Raw genomic sequence first — 13,417 nt, forward strand, 5'->3', positions numbered from 1 at the left:
GGTAGTGAAACCTGAGCTAAGATTCACCTGAACTCATCACTTACGTGAACTGAGGTTGATAATGAGTCGCCCCCAGGATTTGACCTTTTTTCACCAACTGGCCCAGCAGGGCAACCTGGCCGCCACGGCTCGCGAGCTGGGCATCACGCCCTCTGCAATCAGTAAACGACTGACCGCACTGGAAAAACGGCTAGGCGTTCGGCTCGTCAACCGGACCACTCGCTCCCTGGGTCTCACGCCCGAGGGTGAGCTTTATTTCCGCCATGCCGGACGCATTCTCGGTGACATCGAAGCAGTGGAAGACATGGTCGCCAGTCGCCGGAGCCAGCCCAAAGGCCTGCTGAGGATCAACGCTTCCCTGGGCTTTGGCAGACGCTACATAGGCCCGGCGCTGGCAGCCTTCATCGACCGCTACCCGGAGGTGGAGACCCAACTGCTGCTCAGCGACCATCCCATGGAACTGGCTGCCCATGGTCTGGACCTGGGCATCCGCTTCGGCGTGGCCCCGGATGCGGGCTATCACGCCCGACGCATCGCCAGCAATCGCCGATTGCTCTGCGCCTCACCGCTTTATCTGGAGCGCTACGGTGCACCGCAACGGTTGCAGGATCTGGCAACGCACAACTGCATCTTCCTGCGACAGAACGACAGCATCCACGGCGTCTGGGAGTTTCTCGAAGGGTCGCGCACCCGCAGCATCAAGGTCCGCAGCAACCTGAGCTGCAACGATGGTGAGGTGGCGCTGAACTGGGCACTCGAGGGCCGCGGCATCCTGCTTCGGGCGGAATGGGACATCGCCCGCTACGTGCGTAGCGGGCGGCTACGTCGGGTTCTGGAGGACGCCAGACCGCCTTCGGCAGATGTTTATGCGGTCTATTCTGAACACCATCACCTATCGGCCAAGGTGCGCCACTTCATCGACTTCCTGGTGGAACGCTTTCAGCGTATCGACCACCTCGAAGACCCGGCCAGCGAAGTCGACTGATCGCGCTCAGCTCTGCGCCGCCTGCCACAGCCGACCGATATCGCGAGCGGTGCGTTCCAGCAGCCCCTCGGCCTGGGCCAGGGCCTCTTCCAGGCTGAGCGGGCCCGGTACCAGACTGAAGGCAGCGGCGAGGCCCTGTTGATAGAGGGCGTCGTAGCCTTCGCCCAGCGAGCCGGCCACGGCCACCACCGGCACGCCGTGGCGCTGGGCCAGGCGCAGGACGCCCGCCGGGGTCTTGCCCCTCAGGGTCTGGCCGTCCAGCCGCCCTTCCCCGGTCACTGCCAGATCGGCGCCCTCCAGGGCTTTTTCCAGACCTACCAGCTCCGCGACCACCTCGATGCCGGGCCGAAAGGTGGCCTGGAGAAAGGCCAGGGCGGCAAAGCCGACCCCACCGGCGGCGCCGGCACCCGGCTGCTCGCTGACATCACGGCCCAGGGTCGCGGCGGTGACCGTGGCGAAATGCGCCAGGGCCGCGTCCAGCTCCCGCACCTGCTCGGGGGAGGCGCCCTTCTGCGGCCCGAAGATCTGGCTGGCTCCCTGGGGACCACAGAGCGGATTGTCGACGTCGGCGGCGATGACCACCTCCACCGCCGCTAGGCGCGGATGCAGGTCCGTCAGGTCCAGGCTGGCAAGGGAGGCCAGCGCCGCACCACCTGGTGCCAGCGCCTGGCCCTGCCCGTCCAGCAGCCGGACGCCCAGGGCCTGGAGTACGCCCGCGCCGCTGTCGTTGGTGGCGCTGCCACCGATGGCCAGCACCAGGCGCTCGGCGCCGGCATCCAGGGCGGCGCGCAGGAGCTCGCCGGTCCCGTGGGAGGTGGCGACCCGCACGTCGCGGCGGGCCTTGGGCACCAGTTCCAGGCCGCTGGCGCTGGCCATCTCGACGAAGGCGGTGCGCTGCTCGGCCAGCCAGCCCCAGCGGGCGGTCACCGGCTCGCCCAGGGGACCGGTCACCCGCGCCTCGCGCACCTCGCCGCCGGTCGCGGCGAGTACGGCATCCAGGGTGCCTTCGCCGCCGTCGCCCAGAGGGCATTCGCGGATTTCCGCCGTTGGCAGCGCCTGGCGCAGGCCACGGGCCAGGGCGCTGGCGACACCGGCGGCGGACAGGCTTTCCTTGAAGGAATCGGGAGCGATGACGATTTTCATGGGGCGATTCTCCGTTGTTATGCGCCGAGTGTTTCCTGGATCGGGCACGGCAGCAACAGGACAGACGCCCAGTCTCGACAGGTCAGGACTGTGAATTCGCCCAACCCTGATCCCATAGCAGCAAGGCGCAATATAGTTCGGCGGCGTCGGCGAAACGGCGTGGATCCCGCCCGGTCAGCGCCTGGATCCGCTCCAGTCGATGCCGCAGCCCATTGCGATGCAGCCCCAGCGCCTCGGCGCAGGCCTGGGGGCTGGCGTCCTCGGCGAACCAGCTGCGCAGCGTCGCCAGCAGCTGGCCGTCGCGATCGGCGCGGCGCAGTCTTGCCAGCGGTTCCAGCAGCCAGGCGCCGCGAGCGCACTCGGCCTGGCCCTGCAGCCAGGTCGGCAGGGCCAGGTCGTCCAGCGTCACCCGGATGAGGTCGGGCCGCAGGCGCCGGGTTACTGCCAGCAGGTCCAGCGCCCGCCGGGTCGTCTCGGCCAGCCCCGTCCAGGGTCGCGGCTCGGGGATCCAGGCGCTGCGCTGCAACGACCAGCCCTGCCCCGGCAGTTCCTCCAGCAGCGCCTCGGGCGCCTGCGCGCCGGGTCGATACCAGAGCCACTGCCGCTCTTCATGGGGCAGGCACCAGCTATGGACGCTGCGCTGCTGCGCCCAGTCGCCAAAACCCGGCGCCGGCACGGCGAACTCCAGCAGCAGCACGTCCCGCGGCAGGACCGGCTTCAGCCCGAGCAGCGTGGCATGGCGCCCCAGTTCGGGTGCGGCGCCGGGCGCGAGCAGCTGCCGCAGCAGCGGCGTGGTCATGCGCGCGGTCGCGGGCGGCTGCCCTGCCGCCTGCTCGATCAGCATTTCCGCGGTCAGGCGCAGGAGTTCGGCAGGTAGGCGCAACTGCTCGGCGTCCTCCCCGGACACGCCAAGCACGCCGACCAGTTCGCCCTGGTGATACAGCGGCAGATTGATACCGGCCTGGGCCCCCGCCAATTCCAAGGCAGCGCTGGCATCCAATGCCACCGCGCGGCCTTCGGCGATGACCTGCCGCGCCCCGGCATGGTGGCTGAACAGCCGCGCCGGATCGCCCGAGCCGATGATCAGCCCGGACGCATCCATGACATTGACGTTGCCGGGCAGGATGCGCATGGCGCGTTCGACGATTTCCTGCGCCAGGGTCTGGCTCAGCTCCATGGCCACCTCGGAGGTTGAAGGACGCCGGCATGGCGCGCCGTCACCTTAGAGGCGCCTCCACCGCTGGGCAAGCCGGTGGAGCTACGGGAGGGGCTACTCCGAGGTGCTCAGCACGCCACGGCGCACCTGGTCGCGCTCGATGGATTCGAACAGGGCCTTGAAGTTGCCCTCGCCAAAGCCGGTATCGCCCTTGCGCTGGATGAATTCGAAGAATACCGGCCCCAGCAGGGTCTGGGAGAAGATCTGCAGCAGCAGGCGACGCTCCCCACCTTCGGAGGTACCGTCGAGCAGGATGCCGCGGGCTTTCAGCTCTTCCACCGGTTCGCCATGGTTGGGCACCCGGCCTTCGAGCATCTCGTAGTAGGTCTCCGGCGGCGCGGTCATGAAGCGGGTACCAGAGGCCTTGAGCCGATCCCAGGTGGCCACCAGGTCATCGGTGAGAAAGGCCACGTGCTGGATGCCCTCGCCGTTGAACTGCATGAGGAATTCCTCGATCTGCCCGGCCCCCTTGGAGGATTCCTCATTGAGCGGGATACGCACCAGGCCGTCCGGTGCGGTCATGGCCTTGGATGTCAGCCCGGTGTACTCGCCCTTGATGTCGAAGTAGCGCAACTCGCGGAAATTGAACAGTCGCTCGTAGAAGTCGGCCCAGTAGGCCATGCGCCCGCGATAGACGTTGTGGGTCAGGTGGTCGATGACCTTGAGGCCGGCCCCCACCGGCTTGCGCTCGACTCCCTCCAGGAACACGAAGTCGATGTCGTAGATGGAGCTACCCTCCTCGTAGCGATCGATGAGGTACAGCGGCGCGCCGCCGATACCCTTGATCGCTGGCAGGCGCAATTCCATCGGCCCGATGGGCATGTCCACCGCCTGGGCGCCCAGCTCCAGCGCCTTGGCATAGGCGTGGTGGGAGTCGCGGCAGCGAAAGGCCATGCCGCAGACCGAGGGGCCGTGTTCGGCGGCGAAATAGGCGGCGTGGCCGGTCCTTTCGCGATTGACGATGGCGTTGATGTCGCCCTGGCGAAACAGCACCACGTCCTTGGAACGGTGGTTGGCGACGTGAGTGAAGCCGAGGCTTTCCAGCACGGGTTCGATGACGTTGGGCGTGGGCGAGGCGAATTCGATGAACTCGAAACCCATGAGGCCCATGGGATTTTCAAACAGATCGGCCATGATTGGCTCCTTGACGGGTGACGTGACGGACGTTGCCGATAACGCGGGCTAGCAACCCGTCAAGGGCGGCGCGCAGGAAATGCCACGCACGCTGCGCGCCAGGAAATCACCCAGGATGAGCTGACAGCCGAGCAGCTTCATGAGGCCACCCGCACCGGGGCATCGGGCTGCGCCTCGGGGTGTGCCTGCCGGAAGGCCGGATGCGCCCCGGCCAGGGCCTCCACCCGCTGGAGGCGTGGGTAGGACCCCAAGTCCACCTGGAAACGCCGCGCCGCATAAAGCTGCGGCAGCAGATAGACGTCCGCCAGCCCCACCTCACCGAAACAGAAGCCACTGGAGCCGATCTGCGCCTCCACTGCCGCCAGGCCCTCGCCGATCCAGTGCGAGATCCAGTCGAGCACGGCCGGCTCTTCCAGGCCCAAGCCGCGCAGGCGGTTGAGCACCGAGACGTTGTGCAGCGGATGGACATCGCAGGCGATCAGGGCGGCAACACCCCGATGGCGGGCGCGCAGCAGCGGATCGGTCGGCAGCAAGGGCACGGCCGGATAGCGCTCTTCCAGGTATTCGAGGATGGCGGGCGACTGGATCAGCACCTCGCCGCTGTCGAGGCGCAGGCTGGGCAGCCGCCCCTGGGCATTGAGCGCCCGGTAGGCCGGCTGGTGCTGCTCGCCGGACAGCAGATTGACCGGTACGGCTCGGTAGTCCAACCCCTTCAGCGCCAGGGCCAGGCGGACCCGATAGGACGAGGTGGAACGGTAATAGGTAAAGAGGTCCATCGACACTGCCCCGCGCTTGCCTGTCGGCTTCTTATTATGCGTAAGCTGATTACGTTACGTGGAATCTGCGCCGGCCCGGACGGCTTGTCAATGCCGCCTAGGCCGGCCTATACCCGCTCGCCTAGTCGGCCGCCACTACCCGACCGCGACATTCGCCGAAGCCGATCGTGGGCAGTCCGGGCCGCTGACAGCGGGCCCGGAGGATGACCTCATCACCGTCTTCCAGAAAGATACGGGTCTCGCCACCCGGCAGCTGCAACGGCTGCTTGCCGCCCTGAGTGAGCTCCAGCAGGCTGCCGCAGCTGTCGGCATCCGGTCCGGACAGGGTGCCCGAACCAAAGAAGTCGCCGGGCTGCAGGGCGCAGCCATTGACGGTGTGATGGGCCACCATCTGCGCCACCGTCCAGTACATGTTCAGGGTGTTGCTCAGGGCGATCCGCTGGGCGGGGTGCCCCTGCTCCGCCATGCGCGGCGTGCGCAGCAGCACTTCCAGCTCGATGTCCAGGGCCCCCTGGGCCTGGTCATGCTCGTCGTACAGATAGGGCAAGGGCTGGGGATCCCCGGCGGGTCGTGCCGGCTGCGCCTGGCGATAAGGGGCCAGGGCTTCCGCGGTGACGACCCACGGCGACAGGGTGCTGGCGAAACTCTTCGACAGGAAGGGCCCCAGGGGCTGGTATTCCCAGGCCTGGATATCCCGCGCCGACCAGTCGTTGAGCAGGCAGAAGCCGGCGATATGCTCGGCGGCGTCACCGATGGCGATGGCCGCGCCCTGGGCGTTGCCCGGACCGATCCAGATGCCCAGCTCCAGTTCGTAGTCCAGCCGCCGACAGGGGCCGAAGACCGGTGCGTCCTGTCCGGGCGGCAGCGTCTGGCCCTTGGGTCGCCGGAACGCCTCGCCGGATACCCCAAGGGTCGAGGCGCGGCCGTGGTAGGCAATGGGGACGTGCTTGTAGTTGGGCAGCAGCGGATTGTCCGGGCGGAACAGCCGGCCGATCTGGGTGGCGTGGTGGATACCGACATAGAAGTCGGTGTAGTCGCCGACCCGCGCGGGCAGGTGCATCCGGCAGGTGCTCTGGGGCACCAGCAGGTGCTCGCCCAGCTCTTCGAGGTGCTCGCGTTGCGGATGGTCGGCGCGCAGCAGCGCCTGCACGGCCTGGCGCAAGGCGACCCGCGCCGGCCGGCCGGCGGCGAAGAAGGCATTGAGCGTCTCCCGGGCGGCCAGTTCGGCGGCCCGCTGGGCTTCGCCACGGAACAGCCCGGCTTCGAGGGCGAAGCCCAGGTCGAGGATGAAGTCACCCACCGCCACGCCGCCGCGGGGCGTCTCCTCGCCGCGACTGAACACACCCAGCGGCAGGTTGTGCAGGGAAAAATCCGCATGGCCGTTGGCCGAGGCCGCCCAGCTGGGCGATTCGTGGGTCATGCCGATTCTCCCGCGCCGGGCGCGACAAAGGTCTTGGTGAGGCCTGCCCAGCAGGCGTCGTAGTCGGGCTGCAGCAGCGGCGAGGCCAGGGCGTAACGGGTCGGCCGCAGGACACGGCCGGTTTCGAACATGAAGGCCATGGTGTTCTCGATCCTGTGCGGCCGCAGATCGGCGGCGATGGCATTCCGGGTGGACACCTCGTCCGGGCCATGGGCGCTCATGCAGCTGTGCAGGGAGGCGCCTCCCGGCGCGAAGCCATCGGCCTTGGCGTCGTAGGCGCCCTGGATCAGGCCCATGAATTCGTTCATCAGGTTGCGATGGAACCAGGGCGGCCTGAAGGTGTTTTCCGCGACCATCCAGCGTGGCGGAAAGATCACGAAGTCGATATTGGCCACCCCTTCGCTGGCGCCCGGCGCCGTCAGCACGGTGAAGATCGACGGATCGGGATGATCGAAACTCACCGTACCCAGGGTATTGAAGTGGCGCAGGTCGTATTTGTAGGGCACGTTGTTGCCATGCCAGGCGACCACGTCCAGCGGCGAGTGATCCAGCTCGGTCTCCCAGAGTTCGCCGAGGAATTTCTGCACCAGGCGAGTGGATCTCTCCAGATCCTCGAAGCGGGCCACGGGTGCCTGGAAATCCCGCGGATTGGCCAGACCGTTGCTGCCGATCGGGCCCAGCTCGGGCAGCCGCAGGGATCGCCCGTGGTTTTCGCAGACATAACCCCGTATCGGTTCGCCCGCCGCTACCTCGACGCGGAATTTCAGGCCGCGTGGAATCACCGCGATCTCCAGCGGTTCGAGGCGCAGCAGGCCCAACTCGGTGACCAGCTCCAGGCATCCCTGCTCCGGCACGATCAGCAATTCCCCGTCGGCGTCGTAGAAGACGCCGGTCATGCTGGCATTGGCGGCATAGCGATAGAGGCTGACGCCTTCGGCCTGATCGGCTGCGGCGGTGGCGACGATCCGCTCCAGGCCGGCGAGAAAATCGATGGCGACTGCCGGGATCGGCAAGGGATTCCAGCGCAGGCGATTGGGCGTGGGGGCGCCCAGTTCCGCGCCGGTCAACTGGACGGTGCAGCGCTGAAAGCGGCCATGGGCGGCCGACGGCCGGAGCCGATACAGCCAGGAGCGTCGGGCCTCGTGGCGCGGCACGGTAAAGGCCGTGCCGGAAAGTTGCTCGGCATAGAGGCCGAAGGGCGCGCGTTGCGGCGAGTTCTGCCCGATGGGCAGGGCACCCGGCAGCGCCTCGGAGCTGAAGTGATTGCCAAAGCCGGACTGGTAGCTCACTGGCGGTGCTACTTGTTCTTGTTGGTTCAACGGGGCCACCCATTATGCGTAACAGGTTTACGCAAAAAGTAAATTGAACCTGGCGGAGCGTCAAGCTATAACGCTGCCTTTCCACGGCGATCGAATCGATGACAGACATTCCCGAAGCAGCACCCCCACGGCGGCAGAAGGTGCAGGCGGCCGAGGTCGGCACCGATATCCTCAAGGCCCTCGCCGAGCTCGCACCCTCCACGTCCCTGTCGCGCCTGGCCAGCCACCTGGACATGCCAGCCAGCAAGGTGCATCGCTACCTGCAGGCGCTGATCGCCAGCGGTTTCGCCGAGCAGGATCCACGAACCAATCACTACGGACTCGGCCAGGCCGCCCTCTTCGTCGGCCTGGCAGCCCTGGGTCGACTGGATGTGGTGAAGCTGGCGGCGCCGGTGCTGGCCGACCTGCGCGACGAGGTCGGCGAGACCTGCTTTCTGGCGGTCTGGGGCAACAAGGGCCCGACGGTGGTGCTGGTGGAACAGGCGGTGCGCGCCGTCACCCTGGTGACCCAGGTCGGTTCGGTGCTGCCGCTGCTGGGCTCGTCCACGGGCCTGGTGTTCAACACCTTCCTGCCGGATGCCGAGACCGCGGCGTTGCGTGCGGAAGAGTTGCGCCAACCGGCTGCGCCCAGTGCCGCGACCCTGGCGGAGGCCGCGCGCCAGCTCAGGGAAACCCATATCCAGCCGGTGCACGGCCTGTTGATGGCAGGGGTCAATGCCCTCTCCGCGCCGCTGCTAGGAGCCGGCGGCCGGCTGGCCGGCGTCCTGACCGTGGTCGGTGCCGCGCCAGGCTTCCAGGCCGAGGCCGAAAGCGCCGCCGCGCTGCATCTGCGGGCAGCCGCCCAGGCCATCAGCGGGCGGCTGGGTGGAAAACTCTGACGATTGGCGTCGCAGTGCAGCTTTCAGGAGCGCCGATGGTCGCGGCGGCGCTCCGCTTGATCCTTTCTACCCTCCATTCGGCTAAAGGATCCCCCAGACTGGCCGTTTGCCATTAAGCTTACTGTTAGCGCGTTTATCATTGGCGCACTGCTTTATGGTGATCCCTTCATGACTGCTCTTTCCTATCGTGATCGCAACCAGGCTCTCAACGACTCCCTGGGCAAATTCTGGCAGGTCGCCAAACCCGTGGTTCAGGCGGCCATGGCCATTCATGTGGCGTTGCTGGTCGTTTTCATCCTGCTCGACCAGATCCTGATGGCCTGGGCCAACGTGCTCAGCATCGCCGCCTACGTGGGCTGTCTGGCCGCCCTTCGCCAGCGACGCTATCGCATCGCCAGCCTGACCATGAGTTGCGAGATCGTCGCCCACGCCTGGATCGCCACCTGGCAACTCGGCTGGGACAGCAACTTCCACTACTACGTGCTGTGCATCCTGCCGATCGTCATCTACAACTACCGCACCGCGCCGATCCGTCATCTGCTGCTGGTCTCCGGCATCCTGGTGACCCTGGCGGGCGGCTATCTGCTGCACCCACCCGCGACCCTCGCGCCGCTGGCGATGAAGCTGTTCGGCATCATCAACATCATCAGCGCCCTGGGGCTGCTGCTCTACGGCACCGGTGCCTCCTTCCACCACAGCACCAAGATGCAGCTGGACCTGTTGCACTCCGCCAGCCACGACAGCCTCACCAACCTCTACAACCGGCGGCGGATTCTCGACCAGGCGGAAAAGCACAGTGGCGTGAGTGGCAGCCTCATCCTCTTCGACGTCGATCACTTCAAGCACATCAACGACCGCTTCGGCCACGACTGCGGCGATCTGGTGCTGCAGGGGATCGCCGACGTCATCCGCCGCGAGGTGCGTCATTCCGATCTGGCGGCGCGCTGGGGTGGCGAGGAATTCCTGGTGCTGCTGCCCCAGGCGCGAACCGAGGTGGCCTGGGGCGTGGCGGAACGCATTCGCCAGCGCCTGACCGAGGTCACCGAGTCACTCGAACGCGGTCCCGCGCGGGTCACGGCGACCCTGGCGGTCTGCGAGATTCGCGATTGCGAAGCCTTCGCCAGCGCCCTGGAGCGCGCCGACCAGGCGCTCTACCGGGGCAAGCAGGAAGGCCGCGACCGGGTGATGCTGGCGGCCTGAGCCACCGTTTGCCCTAGACCACGAAGCGCTGCAGGGCACCGTGCAGATCGGCGGCCAGGGCGGACAGCTGCTGGCTGCTGGCACTGGTCTGCTGGGCGCCGGCGGCGGTCTGGTTCGCCGCGTCGCGGATCAGCGTCAGATTGCGATCGACCGCCGCCGTGGTAGCCGTCTGCTCTTCGGTGGCCGCGGCGATGGCGTCATTGCGCTGGCCGATGGCGGTGATGGCCTGGGTGATGCCTTCCAGCACCTGCCAGGTGGCCTGGGCCTGGTCGCGGGTATGGCTGGCCTGGAGGCGACTCTGATCCAGGGCGATCACCGTCTTCTCGCTGACCTGCTGCATGCCGCCGATCAGGCCTTCGATCTCGCGGGTGGAGTCGCCCGTACGGCTGGCCAGCCCACGCACCTCGTCGGCCACCACGGCAAAGCCACGGCCGGCCTCCCCGGCACGGGCCGCCTCGATGGCGGCGTTGAGCGCCAGCAGGTTGGTCTGCTCGGCGACATTGCGGATGACGTCGAGCATCTTGCTGATGCCCTTGGACTGCGCGGCCAGCTGGTCCGCCTGGTTGGCCGCATCGTCCACATTGCCCACCAGCTGGGTGATGGCGGCCAGCGTCTGCTTGACCTGCGCCTGCCCCTGCTTGGCCTGATCGACACAGCGCTGCGATTCGGCGGAGGTGGAGGTCGCGTGCTCGCACACCGCCTGGACCGCCTGATTGAGCTGGGTGACGGCATTGGCCGCATGCTGGATATCGGTCGTCTGCTGCTCCAGGTTGCGGCAGCTGTCATCCATCACGGCGCTCACCTGGGTCGAGGCCGAGGCCAGCTGCTCGGAGGCATTGCCGGTGTGGGCCAGCACCTCGCGTAGATTGCCCTGCATACGCTCCAGCGCCAGCAGCAGCATGGCCGCCTCGTCGCGTCCCTCGGGCTGGATGTTCTGCCGCAGGTCACCCGCGGCGATGCCGCCGGAGATGTCGAGCGCCTGGCGCAGCGGCTGCACCACGCTGCGGGTCAGGCGCCAGGCCAGCAGTAGCAGAAGCAGAATGGCACCACCTATGACCGACCAGACGATGGCGCGGGCCTGGACGAACTGGGTGTTGGCCACCTCCTTGGCCTGGGCGGCGCCCTGCTTGTTCAATTCGCGCAGGAGTTGCACCTGCATGTCCATCAGATCGCCCTTGAGGCCGACCACGGTATCCAGCTGTACCCGCGCGGCCGGGATCTGCTGCTGCTCGATCAGCCGCACCTCCTCGCGCAGTCCTTCCACGAAGGGCTGGTAGGCGTCGTGCAGCGCCTTGATCGAGTCGCCCTCGGTCGCGTCGGTGACGACCGGCGCATAATCCCGGAACAGCTGGTCGGTCTCGTTGACCAGTTGCTCCAGGGTGACGCGGCTCATGGCCACGGCGCCCGGATCCTCGGCATTGAGCAGCACCACCGAGGCCTGGTTGCGCAACTTGCCGAGGTTGATCGCCAGGGAATCGGCAATGGCGATACTGGGCAGCCAGTCCTGCTCCATGCTCAGGGCCTGTCGGCGCAGCTGCTGCATTTCCCACAGCGAAAAGCTGCCCAGCCCGGCGAGCAGCACGGCGGCAAAGGTAAAGGAACACAGCATCCGCGGGCCGGTCTTGAGCGTTCGCAACCAGGAGCGGCGGGACAGACGGCGAAAGGGGGCAAGGATACGAAGCATGGGGGCGTCACTGCATGAAGACGGTCAGGCACAGGAGCCTAGGCAAGCAAGATGTCGGACTGATTACAAAATGCCTTCATCCAGATAAATCTGACGATTGCGGCAAAAGATAACTGGGGCTAACGTCCGCCCCTCTGTCCGCCAAACCGCCCGCCGCTGTCATGACTACCCCTACCGCCAAGGCTTCTTCCTTACAGATCCTGTTGCTCGGCATCGCCCAGATCCTCGTCTGGGGCGGCTCCTTTTTCATTCTGGCGGTGCTCGCCGATCCGGTGGTCCGGGAAACCGGCTGGTCCCGGCAGTGGGTCTATGGCGGACTTTCCCTCGGGGTGCTGGTATCCGGCCTGCTGGCACCGGCGTGCGGCCGCCTGATCGCCCGCCAGGGAGGCCGCACCTTGCTGTCGCTGAGCGGCCTGGGGGTGGCGGCCGGGCTGGTGCTGATGGCCAGCGCCCAGCAGTTGCCGGTGTTTCTGCTCGCCTGGGTGGTGATGGGCATCGGTATGGCCGCGGGTCTGTACGATGCGCTGTTCGCCACCCTGGGCACCTGCTACGGCACCCAGGCCCGTTCGGCCATCAGCGGCATCACCCTGGTATCGGGCTTCTGCACCGCCATCACCTGGCCCGTAGCCGCCTTCCTGGTCAGTCACCTCGGCTGGCGCGGTGCCTGCCTGGCCTATGCGGCCGTCCTGCTGCTGACGATCTGGCCGCTCTATCGCCGCGCCCTGCCCGCGCCGGTCCTCGTCACCCAGGCACCCCGGACCGGCCAGGCGGCATCGGCCGTGCCGGTCAACCGGGCGCTCTACGCCGTACTTACGGCACTCTTCACCCTGGGCGCGATGCTGATGACGGCCATTTCCGTCCAGCTGATCACCCTGCTGCAGGGGCTCGGCTACAGCCTGGCGAGTGCGGTGGCGCTGAGCACCTGCCTGGGGCCGAGCCAGGTAGCCTCGCGGATCATCGACCTGCTCAACCGCAACGGCCACCCGCTGTGGACGGCCCTGGCCTCGGTGGTCTGCACGGCCGCCGGCCTGCTGCTGGTGACCCTGGGGCCTGGCCTGGTCTGGGTGACGGTCGTGGGTCTGGTGATCTTCGGTGCGGGCAATGGCCTGCGGGCGATCATTCGGGGCGCCCTGCCCCTGGCGCTCTGGAATCCGGCGGAATACGCCACCGTCCTGGGCCGCATGGCGCGCCCGGCGCTACTCGGCCAGGCGGCCACGCCCCTGCTCTGCGGCTATGTGCTGGAACATCACGGCCCCCAGGCGGTGCTGGCCCTGCTCTGCCTGCTGGCGCTGATCAACGTGGCCCTGGTCGCCTGGCTATTCAGGGCGCTGTTCGGCCGTGCCCCGGCCTAGTCGCAGGCGATTTCCAGAGGGACCAGGCGCAGCTTGATACCGGTGCGGCGCAGGGTAAGGATATCGCCCTCGCGCTGTCCGACCTCGTCGCCCAGGGTACTGCGGAGCGTCTCGCCGAGCAGCCGCGCATAGGTCCGCGGGTCCTCGCCTTGACAGCTCTCGGCGATATGCAGCTCGCCCTGGAGCAACTTGCCGGCCGTGCGCCCGCTGGTGAGATCCACAAGCAGGTAATCCTGGTCGGGCTGATAGTTGAAGGTCATACGAATTCCCCGGCGACTGTAGCCATGGGAACCGATCAGGGCGGGTTGGT

Annotated in this window: 12 protein-coding genes and 1 pseudogene; 4 read left to right on the forward strand and 9 right to left on the reverse strand. The window is 67.3% G+C overall.

From position 1 onward, the window contains the following. The first annotated feature begins 61 nt into the window (after window positions 1–61). Window positions 62–985, forward strand: a complete 924-nt coding sequence (locus PSEK12I1_RS0117255) for a LysR family transcriptional regulator (RefSeq protein ID WP_027599269.1) — start codon at window positions 62–64, stop codon at window positions 983–985. A 6-nt stretch (window positions 986–991) separates the two neighbouring features. Here PSEK12I1_RS0117255 and PSEK12I1_RS0117260 read toward each other — a convergent pair whose 3' ends face one another. From PSEK12I1_RS0117260 to hmgA, 6 genes are all read right to left on the reverse strand, one after another. Beyond that, entirely contained in the window at window positions 992–2,128 is a 1,137-nt protein-coding gene (locus tag PSEK12I1_RS0117260) for a glycerate kinase (protein ID WP_027602379.1), read from the reverse strand. Window positions 2,129–2,210: 82 nt separating this feature from the next. Then, window positions 2,211–3,305, reverse strand: coding sequence for a sugar diacid recognition domain-containing protein (locus PSEK12I1_RS0117265; RefSeq protein ID WP_027602380.1), 1,095 nt, complete (start codon window positions 3,303–3,305; stop codon window positions 2,211–2,213). A 93-nt stretch (window positions 3,306–3,398) separates the two neighbouring features. Next, a complete protein-coding gene (gene hppD / locus PSEK12I1_RS0117270) occupies window positions 3,399–4,478 on the reverse strand; it encodes a 4-hydroxyphenylpyruvate dioxygenase (protein ID WP_027602381.1) in 1,080 nt (359 codons plus the stop codon). A gap of 137 nt (window positions 4,479–4,615) precedes the next feature. Then, the gene (gene maiA / locus PSEK12I1_RS0117275) at window positions 4,616–5,254 is read right to left on the reverse strand and encodes a maleylacetoacetate isomerase (protein ID WP_027602382.1); all 639 of its coding nucleotides are present in this window, start codon (window positions 5,252–5,254) and stop codon (window positions 4,616–4,618) included. Window positions 5,255–5,375: 121 nt separating this feature from the next. Continuing rightward, the gene (fahA, locus tag PSEK12I1_RS0117280) at window positions 5,376–6,674 is read right to left on the reverse strand and encodes a fumarylacetoacetase (RefSeq protein ID WP_027602383.1); all 1,299 of its coding nucleotides are present in this window, start codon (window positions 6,672–6,674) and stop codon (window positions 5,376–5,378) included. Beyond that, entirely contained in the window at window positions 6,671–7,993 is a 1,323-nt protein-coding gene (hmgA, locus tag PSEK12I1_RS0117285; RefSeq protein WP_037007050.1) for a homogentisate 1,2-dioxygenase, read from the reverse strand. Before hmgA ends, fahA begins: the two co-directional genes overlap by 4 nt. 98 nt (window positions 7,994–8,091) lie before the next feature. Between hmgA and PSEK12I1_RS0117290 the strand changes: the two genes are divergently transcribed. Both PSEK12I1_RS0117290 and PSEK12I1_RS0117295 read left to right on the forward strand, forming a co-directional pair. After that, window positions 8,092–8,871, forward strand: coding sequence for an IclR family transcriptional regulator (locus PSEK12I1_RS0117290; RefSeq protein WP_027602385.1), 780 nt, complete (start codon window positions 8,092–8,094; stop codon window positions 8,869–8,871). Window positions 8,872–9,039: 168 nt separating this feature from the next. Beyond that, window positions 9,040–10,071 carry a diguanylate cyclase gene (locus tag PSEK12I1_RS0117295; protein ID WP_027602386.1) on the forward strand — a complete coding sequence of 344 codons (1,032 nt, stop codon included), beginning with the start codon at window positions 9,040–9,042 and terminating at the stop codon, window positions 10,069–10,071. Window positions 10,072–10,084: 13 nt separating this feature from the next. Here the strand turns inward: PSEK12I1_RS0117295 and PSEK12I1_RS25395 are convergent, their stop codons facing one another. Continuing rightward, a complete protein-coding gene (locus PSEK12I1_RS25395) occupies window positions 10,085–10,948 on the reverse strand; it encodes a methyl-accepting chemotaxis protein (RefSeq protein WP_371099741.1) in 864 nt (287 codons plus the stop codon). Beyond that, window positions 10,940–11,755 (reverse strand): annotated as a pseudogene (locus PSEK12I1_RS25400) (MCP four helix bundle domain-containing protein); the annotation flags it as partial. The gene PSEK12I1_RS25395 and the pseudogene PSEK12I1_RS25400, both read right to left, overlap by 9 nt. 161 nt (window positions 11,756–11,916) lie before the next feature. On the opposite strand from PSEK12I1_RS25400, the gene PSEK12I1_RS0117305 reads away from it, so the two are divergent. Then, a complete protein-coding gene (locus tag PSEK12I1_RS0117305; protein WP_051399140.1) occupies window positions 11,917–13,107 on the forward strand; it encodes an MFS transporter in 1,191 nt (396 codons plus the stop codon). On the opposite strand, the gene PSEK12I1_RS0117310 is transcribed toward PSEK12I1_RS0117305, so the two are convergent. Continuing rightward, on the reverse strand, window positions 13,104–13,367 hold the full coding sequence (locus PSEK12I1_RS0117310) for a hypothetical protein (RefSeq protein WP_027599258.1): 264 nt from the start codon (window positions 13,365–13,367) through the stop codon (window positions 13,104–13,106). The two genes, PSEK12I1_RS0117305 and PSEK12I1_RS0117310, sit on opposite strands and share 4 nt — an antisense overlap. Between the last annotated feature and the right edge of the window lie 50 nt (window positions 13,368–13,417).

The organism is Pseudomonas sp. MOIL14HWK12:I1 (assembly GCF_000510705.1).
Lineage (GTDB): Bacteria > Pseudomonadota > Gammaproteobacteria > Pseudomonadales > Pseudomonadaceae > Chryseomonas > Chryseomonas oryzihabitans.